We start from the raw sequence: 18558 nt of genomic DNA, 5'->3' as shown, positions 1-18558 counted from the left end.
TCTTTTATTTTGCAATACTTATTTCTAATTATATTGAAAATGAAATGATAATGACTATATTACTATTTTTGGAAAAGTATAAATTGAATTTACATTATTAACATATACTTAATAAAGTTATGATAATCTTTGATAAATGGTTATAAATAGATTTGATGATATAAAGGGGATTTATTATGGAGATTAATTTGAATATATCATAAATAAACTTAGATATATTAGAGTTGATTAAAAGATATTGGACATGAGTTAATCAAAATAAAAAGAGGGGATTACACAATGACTAATTTAGAATTATCTTTAATAGATTACAAAATAGAAAAGATAACAATTAATACTTTAGAAGATTTGAATAGTTTGAGGAATATTCATGAAGAAATTGACATGATTGACTGTACAGTACTTTGTTATGACGTTAATTTACAAAGTATAATTGATATACTCTCACGATACAGTAATAAACATTTTAAAATAAAAATTCTTATAAATGTTTATGAAAACATACATATAAATGAACTTTCAGTTGATGGATTTTTAATTAAAAATATACAAATTGAAGGTCGTTACCTAATATTTAATTTGTATTCTACCGAACTATTAAATGTACAAAAATCCACTAATCAACAAATTTTAGAAAAAATACCTCACATGATAAGTAGAAAAACTAAATTTCGTTAAATTTTAAATAGAAAGTTGGTTAAGTGATGAATGAAACAATAAAATTTGATAAAGGTATTTCTATTATTATTCCGATTCACGAAGGCATGACTTATATAGAGGGGTTAATAAAAAACTTAAATAATTTAATTGTAAAAGAAGCAAAATTCGAAGTGATTTTTGTATTAAATGGTGTATTTAAAGAAATTTATCAATATTTAATTCATCATGTTGACCATATGAATTTTAAACATTTAATTTTAATCAGTGATGAAACGGGAGCTTCTAAAGCAAGAAATTTAGGGATGCAATACGTAAAATATTCACATACAACTTTTCTCGACGTTGATGACTTTATTTCTTCGAATTATATAGAAGAAAGTTTTCAATTACTTAAAGAAGATACAATTTTAGTAACTCAAATTCATGATATGTTAAATGATGGATCAATTGTTAAAAATAATCCAGTGAACTTACCTTTAATAAAGTACAAAGAAACAGGTTATAGTTTATTCAATATACACGCTATTTTAGGCATTACAACATGTAAGTTTATACCTAGTCATTACTTAGAAGCAGTATACTTTAATCCTGCTTTGTTAAGTGGTGAAGACACTGTTTTCTATTGTTATTTATATGCAAAATTCAATCCGAAAATAGAAGTTATCAATCTGGATAAAGAAGTCGTATATTACCGTCTACTGAATGAAAATTCAGTTTCAAGAGGCAAATTTTCTTATGATTTTAATATTGCTCAAAGGTTAGATGTATTAGATACTTTGGATAAATTATTAGAAAGTAATTTACATTCTAGAGTTAAGAAATTTATTTCAACAAAATATAATGCACAAATAGGGTTTATTTCTAAATTTTTAAAAGTATATCCTGAATATAAGAACGAAGTTGTAAACTTATTGAATATGAAAAATTATAATCATTTGAATGAATATTTTGTAAATATAGGTATGGCAAAAGAATTAGTGATAGCATATTGTTTCCCACCATTCATTGATAATAGTGGTATTTTAATGGCAAAAAGGATTTCTAACAACGATAAAATTGTAGATATATTCAGCAATGATATGACATCAAAAAGAGAAAAAGATTTTAAGCTAAAAAGTATATGTATTGATAAAATAGACCAACATAAAGTTTCAAAAAGCTCAGTTAGTTTCTCTGATTTTGGACTGATCTCACAATTTATAGATGAAGCTTTTAGTTTTTATTTAAATAATAAAGAAAAATATGAAACTCTGTACAGTAGCGTGTTATTTCCATCTTCATATTTTTCATCGTTATTTATTAAATTGAATAATCCTAATATTAAATGGGTTGCTGAATTTTCAGATCCTTTATTATATGATATTAAATCAAAAGAAAGATATAGTTCTATAGAAGTATATAATATGCTTTTAGAATCTTTAAAGTTAGAAGAAGATTTCCAACCATTTTTGCCATATGTCGACGAGAGTTTATTTAATTTAGCAGAGCTTATTGGTTTTGCTTTTGCAGACGAATTATTATTTACAAACGAATATCAACTTGAATATATGACGAGCCGCTTTTCTAATAACCTTCAAAATTTTATTAAAAGCAAAAGTAAAATAGACAGGTATCCTATACCTAATAATGATTTATATTATAAAACCGATTACTATTATCCGATGAATGAAAAAGCTGTACAAATAGGTTATTTTGGGAATTTTTACGAGACGAGAAGTTTGAATTTATTTTTAGACATGGTAGATGAATTATTAAGCCAAACTGACTTAATAATTCAATTTCATATATTTACGAACATTAAGCACCTTAGCCATGACGAATTAGAACGTATCAATGACTATTCAAATGTTTATTTAAATGATACTGTGTCGTATTTAGATTGTCTTAACTTAACAACTAAAATGGATATATTAATAATATTAGATGCAAAATCAAAAGAATATAAAAACACGCATCCATATTTACCATCGAAGTTAAGTGATTATTTAGGTGCTAATAAAGCCATTTTGGCAATGGTAGAAGAAAATAGTATATTATCTCAGCAAAATCACAATAATTTATACAAAATAAATTATTCAGATATATATGATGAAAAGTTAAACAAGGTATTCCAATCTATAACAAAAAATCTAAATAAAAAAATAGAAACAATAGACAAATTAAATCAAAATATAACTATAGAAGTAGGTGAATTAAATTTAATTTATTCACTTGATTTAGAAATATTAAGAAAAAAATCACAATATATATTTAAACCGAAATTACCAATAACGTCTCATAAGAACTTTAGCTTAAAATTTGAAAACACTACAAATTCAGTTAAATATTTTAAAATAAAAACATTATATAAAGACCCACAATCGCTATTGAATATTATTAGCAATGTTAAAAAATATAATGAGATAAGTATTAATAGCTTTAATGAAGAAGAAACAATTGAAATACGACCTAATGAAACCATTTCTTTTGAGTTAAAATATAATAAAGATTATGATAAAGATTCTTTTAAAAAAGCAGGAACAGTAATCATAAAAACAATACAAAATCAAAATTATAGTAGCATAGAAGTTTTCTGAATAGTAAAATAAGAATCATATGTTTTTAAAGACGATTCTTATTTTAGGAGGAGGAAATAGTGGCTGCTTTTTTACACGGTTTATTATTAGCGCTTGGTCTAATTTTACCTTTAGGTGCACAAAATGTGTTTATTTTTAATCAAGGCGCTAATCATAAACAAATTAGAAAAACAATACCTGTAATTATTACTGCAGGTCTATGTGACACGCTTTTAATTTTATTAGCAGTATTAGGCGTATCGCTTGTTCTATTATCATTGCCGGTATTACAACTTGTTGTATATATAATAGGATTTATATTTTTAATTTATATGGGGATTGTATTATGGAAGGAAAAACCTCAAAGTTTGGAATATCAGCCTTCTATGTCTGCTAAAAAACAAGTTGGGTTTGCGATATCAGTATCATTATTAAATCCACACGCTATCATGGATACAATTGGTGTAATTGGTACAAGTGCTTCAGTTTATGAAGGATTAGATAAATTTATCTTCACAGCATCCACTATTTTGATTTCATGGCTTTGGTTTATTTTATTAGCGATTTTAGGTAAAACCGTTGGAACAGTTGATAAAACAGGTCAATGGATTATATATTTGAATAAAATTTCAAGTATTGTTATCTTCATCGTTGCCTTAATTATACTAAAAAACATTCTTACTCTTATTTTTTAATAGGTAATATTTGTTATTTTATGAATATTTAAGTATATTTAAGGGAATAAATTTAATATCAATTAATATGGAGTAGATGTACATGAAAACCTGGGCAAAAGGTGTAATTACTATTGGTGCTAGCTTAGTAGCTAGTCAGTATGTTGTTAAAAAATTATCTAAAAGAAGTATGAAAAGTCAAATCGTTGAATGGATGATCGCAGCGCAAAATACATTTCCTAAATATGAAAGTTATGAATCTAAATCTGAGTTTGTAAATGAATTATATGAGGAAAATGAAAAACGATATACCTTACCAAAATTATTTAAACCTAAAACAAAAATAAATGAATATCAAATTGACGAAATGCAAGTATTAACATATAACTCTAACTTAAACTCAAAAGTAGGTATTTTATACTTGCATGGTGGCGCTTATATACACCAACCAACCATTTATCATCATAAATTTATAGACGAACTTGCTAAAACTGTAAATTTAAAAGTGGAAGTACCTATATATCCGAAAGCGCCGAATCAAATATTTATTAGATCATATGAGTTAATCATTGATTTATATAGACGCATGATTGAAGAACACGAGGAAGTTGTTATTATTGGTGATTCTGCAGGTGGCGGATTAGCTGTAGGACTTATGCAATTATTAAAAGAACAACACATTAAGCAACCGCTTCATGCATTTTTACTTTCACCTTGGATAGATATGAATATGGATAACAAAGATATTACAGAAGAACTGCAACAAAGCGATCCAATGCTTGATATTGAAAGTTTACAATTTTGTGGTGATTTATGGTGTGGCCATACGAATAAAAATCATCATTTATTATCACCTATATATGGAGATTTGCAATCACTGCCTCCTATGACTATTTTTGTAGGCACAAGAGAAATATTGTTGCCGGATATTAGATTGTTTAAAGAAAAACTTCAAAAATTTTCAAACGACGTTGCTTATCATGAATATGTGAACCAAAATCATGTATTCCCAATCTTTCCAATTGAAGAAGGGAAAGAAGCTAGAAGTATCATTTATAATAAAATTAATAATTTTTAATAAACTTTTTAAACGTGCAAACGATTATCTTTTTAAGCATTATGGCATGTGTTATAATAAATAATTGTATAGATAGTCGTAATGACTAATAAAGAGGTGAATTTTAATGAGTATTCGTTCTGAACGTGTTGGAGAACAAATGAAAAAAGAACTTATGGATATAATAAATAACAAGCTTAAAGACCCTAGAGTTGGTTTCTTAACAATTACTGATGTTGAACTACCAGGTGATTTATCACATGCTACTGTTTATTTAACAGTATTGGGGTCAGATAAAGAAAAAGAAGAAACATTCGAAGGCTTAGAAAAAGCAAAAGGATTTATTAAATCCGAACTTGGAAGCCGTATGAAATTACGTATCTTACCAGAGTTACACTTTAAATACGATGAATCAATTGACTACGGTAATAAAATCGAACGCATGATTCAAGATTTAAATCGTAACGAATAAAACATTATAATATTTAAAAGAAAAACACCCGATATTTTCACATTTAAAGTGAATTTATTGGGTGTTTTTTCTTTTTAATCAATTTTTAATTTTCCTCTAATTGTTTGTGAACTATGTAAATGTACATTGTAGATAAGTAAAAGATAGCGAAGTACAAATAGAGGAGGAAATTAAAATGAAAATTGTAGTTGTACCTTCAGGGTTTAAAGAGAGCTTAAGTGCCGAAGAAGTTGGAAATTCTATTTCGAGAGGAATAAACAAAGTGAATCCTTATCATGATGTCACTACTATTCCTATGGTAGATGGTGGAGAAGGTTTTGTAGATACGATTACAAAACTAAAAGAAGGCAGAAAAATAAAAACACAAGTGATGGGTCCGGTTGGTAAGCCTATAAAATCTTTCTTTGGTGTTTTTGAGGAAAATGGTATAAAGACAGCTGTAATAGAAATGGCGGCAATTGCAGGGTTGAGACATGTACCACAAAATATGAGAAATCCATTAAACACGACAACTTTTGGGGTAGGTGAAACGATTATTAAAGCATTGGATAATGGTGCAGAACGTATTCTGATTGGATGTGGTGATTCAGGAACATCAGATGGTGGAGTAGGCATGGCTCAGGCGTTAGGCATAAAATTCTTAAATGAAAATGGTGAAGCTGTATTTATAAACGGTGGAGGCGAGATAAATCGGATTTATGGGGTTGATATGAGTTATATGGATGCTAGAGTACATTTAGTAGACATAGATGTAGCAGTTAATTGGACAAATTTATTGTGTGGACAAAAAGGGGTAGCAAGAGTATATGGACCGCAAAAGGGTGCATCTCCTGAAAATGTCGAACTATTGTCTAACAATCTAGAACATCTTGCAAAACTCATAAAAAGTTTAAAAAAAGAGGATGTTTCTTTAATGAATGGTGGAGGTGCATCAGGTGGTTTAGGTGCAGGTTTATATGGATTCCTTAATGCCCGTTTACATCCAAGATTTGAAATCATTATGAAGTATATAGAGATTTCAGATGCAATTCAAAATGCAGATCTAGTTATAACTGCAGAAGGATGTATAGATTTTCAAACACCAAATGGAAAAATTCCATCTGAAGTTGCAAGGATTGCAAAAATGCATAAAAAACCAGTTATTGCTTTTGCTGGTACAATAGGTCATAATGCAAAGATTAATTATCAAAGTGGTATTGATGCATTTAGTAGCATCATTCCAGAACCTACGACGTTAGAAAATTCAATTTTAGACGCAGATAAATGGCTAGAAAATTGTTCTGAAAATGCCTTGAGACATATTACAATAGGCATTAATTTAGGCAATCAAATGGTTGCTGCAAAAGATGTTGTTAAATGACTAATAAGCAAATAGTTTATCTGTGTATATATTTTATATTTTCTATCGTTGTATTCTTATATATTGATTTACCTTATTTAGGTCAACTTAGTTTGATCATCTTTGTATTATCATTAGGTCTATTTTTATTAACGAATATGCCTGCAGGTTTATCTGCATTTATAGCATTAACAATAGGTATACTGTTAGGTATTCCTGAAAAAATATTATTTGAATCAATGGATGAGCATGTTGTTTGGCTCATGATTGGTGCGTTTATTATAGGGGCAGCTGTTGAAATAAGTGGTTTACTAGATAGATTAATTCATTGGATAGATAATAAATGTCATACAGAAAATAAGATGAATATATTTTTATTTATAATCGTTCAAATAATTTCTATATTAGTACCTTCCACATCAGGGAGAGCTGCTTCAATGATTCCAATTTATAAAGCTTTTGCTTCTAGATTTCAATCAAATCAAAAATATTTTTCATTATTGATACCAGTGCTTATTTTAATGGGGGCAAATCTTACTTTAATCGGTGCTGGAAGTCATATCGTGGGTATTGGTTTGTTAAAAGGTCAGACGAATGAAACGATTTCTTATGTAGACTTTATTATATGGGGATTTCCATTTGGTATCATAATGGGTGTTATCAGTTTATTTATTATAAAGAAATTGTTTTTTATTAAAAACGATACAGGTTCAGAATCATCTTTTAAAGAAGTGAAAAGTAAACATAAACCATTAAGTACAAAAGAAAAAAAGACATTGTTATATTTATTTATAACGATTAGTTTATGGATAACTGAATCTCTACATGGGTTTGATATTGCATTTATAACGATTGCTATGAGTGTTGTTATGATGGCACCTAATATCGGTGTCATCTCATGGAAACAAGGTTTGAAAAGCATCTCTTGGAGTTTAATATTTTTTGTTGCAGGTGCGACCGCTCTTGGTGAATTACTTGTATCATATAAGGTTATAGAATATATACAAAAAAATTTATACGGTTATTTATCTCAATTCGAAAATATCAATGAACTAGTTGTATTACTCATAATTGTTATAATAACGGTAACATCACATTTATATGTAACAAGTCACACTACACGAGCCGTCGTTTTTGTTCCGTTATTTTTATTATTTAGTGATATGTTCAATTTAAATCCCATTTCAGTTGTTTTCATGACTTTGATAGGGACAAATTACTGCGTTACCTTTCCAGTGAGTTCAAAAGCGCTACTGCTATTTTATGAACAAGATCGAAAACCATTTAAAAATATAGATTTAGCGAAAGTAAGTGGTATATTGATGCCTATTTACATGTTAATAATGATTGCGTGTTATTATTTCTGGTGGCAATATACTGGATTATCGCTTAGGTAAGGAGAAGAGACATGGAAAAAATCTTAATTGTTGAAGATGAAGTGAAAATTGCTAGAGTCATACAATTGGAATTAGAGTATGCAAATTATGAAATTAGTATAGCGAATACCGGAAGACAGGCTTTAGAACTGTTTGAATCGAATCATTTTGATTTAGTTTTATTGGATGTCATGATTCCTGAATTAAATGGTTTAGAGGTTTTGAGAAGGATTAGGGAAGAGGATAGTAACATTAAAATTATTATGTTAACTGCTAGAGATGCAGTGATGGATAAAGTGAGTGGTTTAGATTCTGGTGCAAATGATTATATGACTAAACCATTTGAAATAGAAGAACTTCTCGCTAGAATTAGAGTTCATTTAAAACAAAACAATGAAACAACTGAAGAGAATCGTAATGAAATTCAATTTAAACATTTAAATATTCATCCATTAAGCCGAGAAGTATATATAAATGAATCACTCGTTAATTTAACTCAAAAAGAATATGATTTATTGTTGTACTTTATTCAGAATAAAAACCAAGCTTTAACAAGAGAACAAATTATTGAAGCGGTGTGGGGATACGAATATTATGGCGACACGAATGTTATTGATGTTTATGTCAGATATTTAAGAAAAAAACTAGATCAAAATGACATATCCTTGATATCTAGCGTTAGAGGTATTGGATATATGATAAAGGATTGAATCTATGAAACTAGGGACGAAAATTCAACTCTATACAACGGTAATGATTGTCATTGTTGTTATTTGTATAAATTTATTTGTTTATTTTGTTTATCAAAAAGTTTCACTCGACTCGGAAGTAACTCAGCTAGAAAGTCGAGGCATTAATATTATGAAAGAGTTGCAAAATACTTCAGATACTGATGTTAATACCGAAGCTGTTTTGCAATCTTATTTACTTTCTGATGGATATATTACAGTAGTTAACCAAAAAAATAAAAGTGTCGTTCAAATTTCAACAGATGTTAAGTATAAAAACTTAGCAGAATCATATAAAAATGAACAATATAAAAAAGTCGTCGAAAAAAGTGGCAATCATTTTGCTATGGTATCCTTACCGATTATTTGGAAAAATGGTGAAGTCAGCAATCTACAAATATTTGAAAATATCGATTTTAAATATGAAACTTTTTCTATTTTAAAATGGATATTAATTGTTTCGACTATCATTATTCTAATCGTTATATTTCTTTTGAATAGAATCATTACGCAAATTATTTTGAAGCCAATTAATGAGCTCATTGAACAAATGAATAAAACGAGAGAAACAAAGCATTACAGTAAAATCGATATAAATGATAACGATACGAAAGAGTTGAAAGAACTTTCGAATACATTTAATGAAATGATGCTCAATTTAAAAGATCATGATGAAAAACAACAAGCATTTATACTCAACGCATCACATGAATTAAAAACACCGATAACAGTTATGAATTCATACAGTGAAATGTTAAAAAGATTTGGTAAAACACGTCCTGATTTATTAGATGAAGGTATTGATACCATTAATGAAGAAGCTAAAAGATTAAAATATTTAACTGAACAAATGCTAGACTTAGCTAAAATAGAACGTACTTTTCATGACATTGAATTGTCAAAAGTTGATATTATTGAACAAGTTTCGAGTTTAACTAAAAAGCTTTCACAAGTTTATCAAAGGAAAATCAATATATATACAACCGAAAATTCATTAGTCGGAAAAATTAATAAAGATAGCTTTAATCAGTTGATGACTATTTTTCTTGATAATGCATATAAATATAGTCAATCAGAAATTGATTTAGAGCTTACAGATAAAGTTCAATATATAGAAATCATAATTAAAGATTATGGACCTGGGATTGTTGAAGAGGATATTGAAAAAATATTTACGAGGTTTTATAGAGTTGATAAAGCAAGATCTCGACAGTCTGGAGGATCTGGGTTAGGTTTATCAATTGCGAAAGAACTTGCATCGAAAAATCAAATCGACATACAAGTTAAAAGTGAAGAAGGTGTCGGATCAGAATTTATATTGAAAGTGAGAAAGGTGTGAAAAAATGAAAAAAGCGATTAAACCTTTGCTTATAGTGGTTATGGCAATTCTTCTAATTGCTTTAATTTCCATTATTTACATCAGGTCAACAGAACAATTGATGGATAAAGACTTAGCTAAAACATTAATATCAGAAAGATATAAAGGTGATATTACTAAATTAACTCAATCTAAAGATAATCGAACTTTTTATGTGAAAATCAAAGATAAAGATAAAAAATACAGTTTAGAAATTGATCGAAGAAAAGAAACGATTAAAAACGTTACGTCACAAACAACACCTAAAAAACAAACTAAAAAAGAAAAACCAAAGACAAAAGAAAAACCAAAAAAAGATGACAAGAAAAAAACGCTTATAACTGAAAAAAGAGCAAAACAAATAGTTATGAATGAAGTGGGAGGTACTTTTGTAGATATTAAGAAAAATGAAGACTCTAAGCCTATGACATATACTGTTACTCAACATGTTGATGATAACGAAGGTGCTGTCGTTTCAGTTAATTCGTTAAATGGAAAAGTTAATTCAGTATCATGGTTTAATATTGAACAACCTCAACCTAGTTATAATGCGGGTAATGAAAATAAAGAACAATATTACTATGAAGATGACGATGACTACGACGATGATGAATACGATGACGATTAACATGGATTGTTAGTTATTTCTTCTTTTTACTTGAGTTTTAATGTAAACTTGTAATGAATAGAAGCATGTTTTGGAGGTCGTAAATTTGGATGGCATATTAGCAATTCATAAAGAAGTAGGCATGACGAGTCACGATGTCGTGTTTAAACTTCGAAAAATATTAAAAACTAAAAAAGTTGGTCATACTGGCACTTTAGATCCAGAAGTAAGTGGTGTTTTACCAATATGCGTAGGTAAAGCTACTCGTGTCAGTGATTATGTTATGGAAAGTGGTAAGACATATATTGCTGAAGTAACAATTGGTAAGAGCACGACTACTGAAGATCAAACTGGAGAAATAGTAGAAGAAAAAGCTGTAACTGAAAATATTTGGTGTACTGATGACATACGTTCAACTTTAAATAAATTAGTGGGTGAAATTGAGCAAATTCCGCCGATGTATTCAGCTGTTAAAGTAAACGGAAAAAAATTATATGAATACGCTCGTCAAAATATTGAAGTTGAAAGACCTGTTCGTAAAGTCTTCATTAACAGTATTGAGCTAACTTCAGACATTTCATATGACAACCAAACTTGTAAATTTGAAATAGAAGTCGAGTGTGGAAAAGGGACATATATAAGAACATTAGCAACTCAGATAGGAGAATTACTTGGTTATCCTGCACATATGTCTCATTTAGTTAGATTGAAAAGTGGTGGATTTTCGTTAAATCAGTCTATTACATTAGATAACTTACGTGAAATAGTTGAGCAAGATAGGTTACAGGAAGTGCTTCTTCCATTAGAATATGGATTGAATGGCTTACAAAAAATAATCGTAGAAGATTCTGGTCTTGTTAAAAGGATACAAAATGGACAGAAGATTATGAAAACCGATTTAAATACTAATATAGACGGTGAATTTGTCCTATGGTATAAAGAACATGCAATAGCGATTATGGAGCCTTATGAAAAAAATAATGATTTATATAAACCAAAAAAAGTTTTTCTTTAAAGGAGTATTCTGATGGAAGTTATAGAAATTTCACACCCAATTAATTCATCACAATTTGTAAATGAGAATATTGCATTAGCAATAGGTTTTTTTGATGGTATACATATTGGCCACCAAAAAGTATTGAAAAAAATGCTTGAAGTAGCAGAACATAACGATTTGAAAAAGGCTGTTATGACTTTTGACCCTCATCCTTCTGTAGTACTTAATCCAGAAAAGAAAAGAACTACATATTTAACACCGATAACGGATAAAGTCGAAGCAATAGAAAAGCTCGGAGTGGATTATTGTTTTGTCGTAAACTTTTCTTCTAGCTTTGCAGATGTTTCTGCAGATGAATTTGTAGAACAATATTTTATTCGTAATCATGTTAAAGCTGTCATTGCGGGATATGATTTTAGCTTTGGTAAATACGGAAAAGGCAATATGGCTTCTTTACAAGAGAATGATTATCCTTTTAGTGTACACGTCGTTTCTAAACAAACTTTAGAAGAAGATATTAAAATATCAACTACAAATATTAGAACTTCACTTGAATTAGGTGAAGTAGAAGCGTGTACTTTAGCTTTAGGTCGTCCATATGTTATAAAAGGCATGGTTGTTCAGGGAGAAAAAAGAGGTAGAACAATAGGCTTTCCAACCGCTAATGTCGAACCAAGTGACGAATATGTATTACCAAGAAATGGTGTATATGCCGTTACATTACTCATTAAGTCTAGAAACAAAGTATATGAAGGTGTCTGTAATGTAGGGGTTAAACCAACTTTTCATGACCCATCAGTTTCACAAGTTAGCATCGAAGTAAATATTTTCGATTTTGAAGAAAGTATTTACGGGGAGAGAGTGGAAGTATTTTGGCATCATTTCATTAGACCAGAACAAAAGTTTAACGGCATTGATGCACTTGTAGAACAAATATCTAAAGATAAAGAAAAAGCAAAATCATTACTTGAACTTGATAAACAATAGTGGTTTATGTATAATAGTTAAAGTGCCTATTCCTTGGCTGATCGACACTCCGACGATTCGCTCAGGTATAAGGTGAATACAAAAATAGGAGGGAAATTGACAATGGCAATTTCACAAGAAAGAAAAAACGAACTAATCGAACAATACCGCGTACATGAAACTGATACTGGTTCTCCAGAAGTACAAATCGCAGTTTTAACAGCAGAAATCACTGCTTTAAACGAACATTTACGTACTCACACGAAGGATCACCATTCACGTCGTGGATTATTAAAAATGGTTGGTCGTCGTAAACACTTATTAACATACTTACGTGATAATGACGTTCAACGTTACCGTGATCTAATTAAATCACTTGGATTACGTCGCTAATCGCAACACCAATCGAAGGGAATCGATCAGATTTCTTTCGATTTTTTTATAAAAAATTATAAAATGAGTACATATTAATGGTATGATATAATTGATTAATTGTAATGAGAGGAGATTCATAAATGTCTCAAGAGAAAAAAGTCTTTAAGACAGAATGGGCAGGAAGTCCATTAATAATAGAAACAGGTCAGTTAGCGAAACAAGCTAACGGTGCAGTGTTAGTAAGATATGGGGATACGGTTGTATTATCAACTGCTACAGCTTCTAGAGAGCCTAGAAACGTAGATTTCTTCCCATTAATGGTAAATTATGAAGAAAAAATGTATGCAGCTGGGAAAATACCAGGCGGTTTTAACAAACGTGAAGGAAGACCAGGGGAAGATGCAACTTTAACGAGTCGTTTAATTGATAGACCAATTAGACCACTATTTCCAAAAGGTTATAGACATGACGTTCAAGTTATTTCTATCGTGATGAGTGTTGACCCAAATTGTTCACCTGAAATGGCGGCAATGATCGGATCGTCAATGGCATTATCTGTTTCAGATATACCATTTGAAAGACCAATTGCAGGTGTTAATGTTGGTTTAGTAGATGGTGAATATGTCATTAACCCTGACGTAGAAGCTAAAGAAGTTTCATTATTAGATTTACAAGTAGCAGGTCATAAAGATGCTATTAACATGGTAGAAGCTGGTGCGAAAGAAGTATCTGAAGAAACGATGTTAGAAGGCATTTTATTTGGTCATAAAGAAATTCAAAGATTAGTAGAATTCCAAGAAGCTATAATTGATGAAATTCAACCTGAGAAATCTCCATTTGAACCTGTTGAAGTTGAGCAATCTCTTGAAGAAGCTGTAATCCAAAAAGCCGAGGCATTAGATTTAAACGGCGCAATTAGAACAGAAGAAAAACAACAACGTGATATCAATATAACTGCTGTTAAAGATGAAGTATTGGCACACTTTACTAACGAAGAAGAGCCTGATAACGAAGAAGTTCTTAAAGATGTTAGTAAAATACTTGATACATTAGTGAAAGACGAAGTACGTCGTTTAATCACTGAAGATAAAGTAAGACCAGACGGACGTAAACCTGAAGAGATTAGACCGTTAGCATCTGAAGTTGGCTTATTACCTAGAGCACATGGTTCAGGTTTATTTACACGTGGCCAAACTCAAGCATTCTCTGTAGCAACATTAGGTGCATTAGGTGAACATCAAATCATAGATGGATTAGGTACTGAAGATCAAAAACGTTATATGCATCATTATAATTTCCCTAATTTCTCTGTAGGTGAAACTGGTCCAGTAAGAGCGCCAGGTCGTCGTGAAATTGGTCACGGTGCACTAGGTGAACGTGCTTTATTACAAGTGATTCCTGATGAAAAAGAATTCCCATATACAATTAGAGTTGTATCTGAAGTATTAGAATCTAATGGTTCATCATCACAAGCATCAATTTGTGGCTCTACACTTGCACTTATGGATGCTGGTGTACCAATTAAAGCGCCAGTTGCTGGTATAGCGATGGGATTAATCACTAAAGATGATAACTATACAATTCTTTCTGACATACAAGGTATGGAAGATGCTTTAGGCGATATGGACTTTAAAGTTGCTGGAACTGAAAAAGGTATTACAGCGATACAAATGGACATTAAAATTGATGGATTAAGTGAACAAATCTTAAAAGAAGCTTTAGAACAAGCTAGAATTGGTAGATTACACATCTTAAATCATATGTTAGAAACATTAGGTCAACCTCGTGAAGATTTAAGCGAGTATGCACCTAAGATTGAAATAATGCATATTAAACCAGATAAAATAAGAGATGTTATTGGACCTGGTGGTAAGAAAATTAATGAAATCATCGATGAAACGGGTGTTAAATTAGATATCGAGCAAGATGGAACGGTATTTATAGGTTCTAAAGATCAAGAAATGATCGATAGAGCACGCAAGATTATCGAAGATATTACTAGAGAAGCAGAAGTTGGCGCAATATACATGGCAACTGTTAAGAGAATTGAAAAATTCGGCGCATTTGTTGAAATATTCCCTGGTAAAGACGCGCTTGTTCATATCTCTCAATTTTCAAATGATCGAGTGAATAAAGTTGAAGATGTAGCTAAAATTGGAGATCAGTTCTTAGTAAAAGTAACTGAAATCGACCGCCAAGGACGTGTCAATGCTTCACGTAAAGTATTATTGAACGAAGATAAAGAGCAAAAATAAAATACAAAGTAATTGAATGGGGACAATGCGTTGTCCCTGTTTTTGTTATGAGGTGAAAAAATGACAGAACAAATAACTTTAGATAACGGAACAGTTATTATTTTTGAAGAGGTACCGAACAGTGAAACTGTGAGTATTGGGGCATATATAAAGACAGGGACTGCAGATGAAGGAGATTATCCCGAAGGTATCGCACACTTTGTAGAACATATGCTATTTAAGGGAAGTAAACATTACACAAGACAACAACTATCGACTGAATTTGATAAAATTGGTGGATATAATAACGCTTATACTACGAAAATGTATACCTGTTATTTTTGTAAAACGTTAAAACGTTTTGAACGGAAAGCGACAGACCTTTTATTAGATATGGTTAAAAATCCTTTATTTATTGAAGAGGAAATTGAGCGCGAGAAAAAAGTTATTTTAGAAGAAATTAAAATGGTAGAAGATACTCCTGAAGAATGGTTAATGGACACGTTAGAATCAGAAGTTTTTGAGAATCAATCTTTAGGAAGAATGATTTTAGGTAAACCTGATAGTGTTAAGTCTATAAATAAATCTATTTTAGAAGATTTTCATAAGAAATATTATCAAAGTAATCGATTAATTGTATCTATTGCAGGAGCGTTCAGTGAAGAATTAAAACAACTTGTAATTGATACATTGAAAGATGATAAGCAAATAGAAATAAAAGACGGAAAAAGAAACACTCAATTTTATGAAAAGAAGAAAACATACTATAAAAATGAGTTAGAGCAAACACATTTCATGAGATGTTATGAAGCCCCTAGTTATAATAATAAGTATTATTATGCGACAAACATTCTTAATACTATTTTAGGAGAAACAATGAGTTCGAAGTTGTTCCAAGTGTTAAGAGAAGAGCATGGGCTCTGTTACAATGTTTACTCAGATTTCCAAAGTTATCATGATAATGGTATATTGACGATTTATGCAGGTACAGATAAAGAAAATGTGAAAGCTTCAAGCGATTTAATAACTGATGTTTTGAAAAAACTGCTAGATGATAGCATTACACAAGAAGAATTAGAAGATGCTAAAAGTCATATTATTACGAGCTTTTTAATGGCTTCAGAATCCAATCAAAATAAAATGACTAGAAATGCTAGATCGTTAATGTTCCACAATGAATTGATAACAAATGAAAAGTTTGAAGAGAACATTAATATGATTGAAATAGAAGATATAAAAGAGGCAACTAAATCATTATTAGCGTCACCTTATTCAGAATTTATTTTAACTGAGAAATAACATATTTATAAATTGATTCCTCAATCGTTTGTGAATTCGTTTAATCAATATTTTATTTATCTATAACTCGATTATAGGTGCTTGTATAAACGATAATATAAATGGTATGATTAAAGAAATATATTATGGACGGGACTACATTTAGGAGGAACAATTTTGAGTTTAATAAAAAAGAAAAATGATAAAATTCGTATCATACCACTTGGTGGTGTTGGAGAAATAGCAAAAAATATGTATATCGTTGAAGTAGACGAAGAAATGTTTATGTTAGACGCTGGCTTAATGTTTCCAGAAGATGAAATGTTAGGTGTAGATGTCGTAATTCCCGATATACAATATGTATTAGAGAATAAAGACAAATTAAAAGGTATCTTCTTATCACATGGCCATGAAGATTCAATTGGTGCGGTAAGCTATATCCTAGAAAAATTAGATGCGCCAGTATATGGGTCAAGATTGACTATAGCTTTAGTTAAAGACCATATGAAAGCAAGAAGAATTAACAAAAAAGTACGCTATTATACAGTAAATAGAGATTCAGTCATGAGATTTAAAAACGTAAACGTTACATTCTTTAATACGACGCACTCTATTCCAGATAGTCTAGGAGTATGTATACATACTTCTTATGGTGCAATCGTTTATACAGGTGAATTTAAATTCGACCAAAGTTTACAAGGTGCTTACGCTCCTGATATCGCTAAAATGACTGAAATTGGTCAAAACGGTGTTTTCGCTTTAATTAGTGATTCAACTGAAGCTGAAAAACCCGGTTATAATGTTCCTGAAAATGTAATCGAAAGTCATATGGTAGATGAATTTGCTAAAGCTAATGGTAGAATTGTTGTGTCTTGTTATGCATCAAACTTTATACGTATTCAACAAGTATTAAATGCAGCAAGCAAATTAAATCGTAAAGTTTCATTCTTAGGACGTTCTTTAGAAAGTTCTTTTAATGTTGCACGTAAATTAGGATATTTCAATATCCCAGAAAACTTATTAGTACCAGTTCATGATGTAAGTAAATATCCTAAAAATGAAATGATAATTATTGCAACAGGTATGCAAGGTGAACCAATCGAAGCATTAGGACAAATGGCTTTACAAAGACATCCTATTTTAAACATACTTGAAGGCGATAATGTGTATATCTCTACAACTGCTTCAGCTAATATGGAAGTTATTATAGGTCAAACTATGAATGAACTTGTTAAAGCTGGCGCTAACATTATGCCAAATAACAAAAAGACACATGCATCAAGTCATGGTTGCATGGAAGAATTAAAGTTAATGCTGAACTTGATGAAACCAGAATATTTCGTCCCAGTTCAAGGTGAATTTAAAATGCAAATTGCTCACGCTAAATTAGCAGCTGAAACTGGTGTGGATCCTGAGAAGATTTTCTTACTAGAAAAAGGCGATGTTGTTAATTTTGATGGCAAGCAAATGATTGCTAATGAAAAAGTAACAGCTGGAAACGTATTAATTGATGGTATTGGTGTAGGTGATGTAGGTAACATCGTCTTACGCGACAGACATTTATTAGCCGAAGATGGTATTTTCATTGCTGTTGTAACATTAGACCCTAAAAACAGAAAAATTGTTGGTGGACCTGAAATCCAATCAAGAGGGTTTGTTTATGTTAGAGAAAGTGAAGAATTATTAAATGAGGCTTCAGATAAAGTACGTGAAATTGTAGAAGAAGGCTTACAACAAAAGAAAATTGAATGGTCAGAAATGAAACAAAATATGCGAGATAAACTTGGCAAATATTTATACGAACAAACGAAACGTCGTCCGATGATTATTCCAATTATTTCTGAAATCTAATATTTTGTTGAAGAATTTTACAGTCAAATAAG

Annotated in this window: 16 protein-coding genes; all 16 read left to right on the top strand. The window is 30.3% G+C overall.

Going from position 1 to position 18558, the window contains the following annotated elements; translation table 11 throughout:
* Positions 1-279 precede the first annotated feature (279 nt).
* Positions 280-678, top strand: coding sequence for a hypothetical protein (locus tag LQ615_RS04040; protein ID WP_135020954.1), 399 nt, complete (start codon positions 280-282; stop codon positions 676-678).
* 26 nt (positions 679-704) lie between these two features.
* Positions 705-3236: a glycosyltransferase gene (locus LQ615_RS04035; RefSeq protein ID WP_239703972.1), complete on the top strand. Its 2532-nt coding sequence runs from the start codon at positions 705-707 to the stop codon at positions 3234-3236.
* Positions 3237-3292: 56 nt separating this feature from the next.
* Positions 3293-3910, top strand: a complete 618-nt coding sequence (locus LQ615_RS04030; RefSeq protein ID WP_135020958.1) for a LysE/ArgO family amino acid transporter — start codon at positions 3293-3295, stop codon at positions 3908-3910.
* 82 nt (positions 3911-3992) lie between these two features.
* A complete protein-coding gene (locus tag LQ615_RS04025; RefSeq protein ID WP_064204811.1) occupies positions 3993-4967 on the top strand; it encodes an alpha/beta hydrolase fold domain-containing protein in 975 nt (324 codons plus the stop codon).
* Positions 4968-5073: 106 nt separating this feature from the next.
* Complete coding sequence (gene rbfA / locus LQ615_RS04020) at positions 5074-5418, top strand: 30S ribosome-binding factor RbfA (RefSeq protein WP_016998635.1); 345 nt, start codon at positions 5074-5076, stop codon at positions 5416-5418.
* A 175-nt stretch (positions 5419-5593) separates the two neighbouring features.
* The gene (locus LQ615_RS04015) at positions 5594-6778 is read left to right on the top strand and encodes a glycerate kinase family protein (protein WP_135020960.1); all 1185 of its coding nucleotides are present in this window, start codon (positions 5594-5596) and stop codon (positions 6776-6778) included.
* On the top strand, positions 6775-8154 hold the full coding sequence (locus LQ615_RS04010) for an SLC13 family permease (RefSeq protein WP_135020962.1): 1380 nt from the start codon (positions 6775-6777) through the stop codon (positions 8152-8154). The genes LQ615_RS04015 and LQ615_RS04010 overlap by 4 nt, the downstream gene beginning before the upstream one ends.
* Before the next feature lie 11 nt (positions 8155-8165).
* On the top strand, positions 8166-8843 hold the full coding sequence (locus tag LQ615_RS04005) for a response regulator transcription factor (RefSeq protein WP_064204813.1): 678 nt from the start codon (positions 8166-8168) through the stop codon (positions 8841-8843).
* Between the two features lie 4 nt (positions 8844-8847).
* Positions 8848-10200 (top strand): sensor histidine kinase, encoded by a 1353-nt coding sequence (locus LQ615_RS04000; protein ID WP_016998639.1) that lies wholly within the window; start codon positions 8848-8850, stop codon positions 10198-10200.
* A gap of 4 nt (positions 10201-10204) precedes the next feature.
* Positions 10205-10846: a hypothetical protein gene (locus LQ615_RS03995; RefSeq protein WP_070045102.1), complete on the top strand. Its 642-nt coding sequence runs from the start codon at positions 10205-10207 to the stop codon at positions 10844-10846.
* A gap of 85 nt (positions 10847-10931) precedes the next feature.
* On the top strand, positions 10932-11840 hold the full coding sequence (gene truB / locus LQ615_RS03990; protein ID WP_082892509.1) for a tRNA pseudouridine(55) synthase TruB: 909 nt from the start codon (positions 10932-10934) through the stop codon (positions 11838-11840).
* Positions 11841-11852: 12 nt separating this feature from the next.
* Positions 11853-12809, top strand: coding sequence for a bifunctional riboflavin kinase/FAD synthetase (locus tag LQ615_RS03985; RefSeq protein WP_070045101.1), 957 nt, complete (start codon positions 11853-11855; stop codon positions 12807-12809).
* Positions 12810-12911: 102 nt separating this feature from the next.
* The gene (gene rpsO, locus LQ615_RS03980) at positions 12912-13181 is read left to right on the top strand and encodes a 30S ribosomal protein S15 (RefSeq protein WP_016998644.1); all 270 of its coding nucleotides are present in this window, start codon (positions 12912-12914) and stop codon (positions 13179-13181) included.
* Between the two features lie 122 nt (positions 13182-13303).
* Entirely contained in the window at positions 13304-15418 is a 2115-nt protein-coding gene (pnp, locus tag LQ615_RS03975; protein WP_016998645.1) for a polyribonucleotide nucleotidyltransferase, read from the top strand.
* Between the two features lie 60 nt (positions 15419-15478).
* Positions 15479-16696 (top strand): M16 family metallopeptidase, encoded by a 1218-nt coding sequence (locus LQ615_RS03970; RefSeq protein WP_135020964.1) that lies wholly within the window; start codon positions 15479-15481, stop codon positions 16694-16696.
* A 156-nt stretch (positions 16697-16852) separates the two neighbouring features.
* On the top strand, positions 16853-18526 hold the full coding sequence (gene rnjB / locus LQ615_RS03965; protein ID WP_016998647.1) for a ribonuclease J2: 1674 nt from the start codon (positions 16853-16855) through the stop codon (positions 18524-18526).
* Positions 18527-18558: the final 32 nt, after the last annotated feature.

Source organism: Mammaliicoccus sp. C-M13, from assembly GCF_022386845.1.
Taxonomy (GTDB): domain Bacteria; phylum Bacillota; class Bacilli; order Staphylococcales; family Staphylococcaceae; genus Mammaliicoccus; species Mammaliicoccus lentus.
This window is presented reverse-complemented; position numbering and strand designations above follow the sequence as displayed.

Bases quoted from the DNA above. Each gene is read 5' to 3' on its own strand.
- pnp (WP_016998645.1), top strand. From the start codon at position 13,304: ATGTCTCAAGAGAAAAAAGTCTTTAAGACAGAATGGGCAGGAAGTCCA.
- LQ615_RS03970 (WP_135020964.1), top strand. From the start codon at position 15,479: ATGACAGAACAAATAACTTTAGATAACGGAACAGTTATTATTTTTGAA.
- LQ615_RS04035 (WP_239703972.1), top strand. From the start codon at position 705: ATGAATGAAACAATAAAATTTGATAAAGGTATTTCTATTATTATTCCG.
- LQ615_RS04040 (WP_135020954.1), top strand. From the start codon at position 280: ATGACTAATTTAGAATTATCTTTAATAGATTACAAAATAGAAAAGATA.
- LQ615_RS03995 (WP_070045102.1), top strand. From the start codon at position 10,205: ATGAAAAAAGCGATTAAACCTTTGCTTATAGTGGTTATGGCAATTCTT.
- LQ615_RS04005 (WP_064204813.1), top strand. From the start codon at position 8,166: ATGGAAAAAATCTTAATTGTTGAAGATGAAGTGAAAATTGCTAGAGTC.
- LQ615_RS03985 (WP_070045101.1), top strand. From the start codon at position 11,853: ATGGAAGTTATAGAAATTTCACACCCAATTAATTCATCACAATTTGTA.
- LQ615_RS04025 (WP_064204811.1), top strand. From the start codon at position 3,993: ATGAAAACCTGGGCAAAAGGTGTAATTACTATTGGTGCTAGCTTAGTA.
- LQ615_RS04015 (WP_135020960.1), top strand. From the start codon at position 5,594: ATGAAAATTGTAGTTGTACCTTCAGGGTTTAAAGAGAGCTTAAGTGCC.
- LQ615_RS04010 (WP_135020962.1), top strand. From the start codon at position 6,775: ATGACTAATAAGCAAATAGTTTATCTGTGTATATATTTTATATTTTCT.
- rpsO (WP_016998644.1), top strand. From the start codon at position 12,912: ATGGCAATTTCACAAGAAAGAAAAAACGAACTAATCGAACAATACCGC.
- LQ615_RS04000 (WP_016998639.1), top strand. From the start codon at position 8,848: ATGAAACTAGGGACGAAAATTCAACTCTATACAACGGTAATGATTGTC.
- rbfA (WP_016998635.1), top strand. From the start codon at position 5,074: ATGAGTATTCGTTCTGAACGTGTTGGAGAACAAATGAAAAAAGAACTT.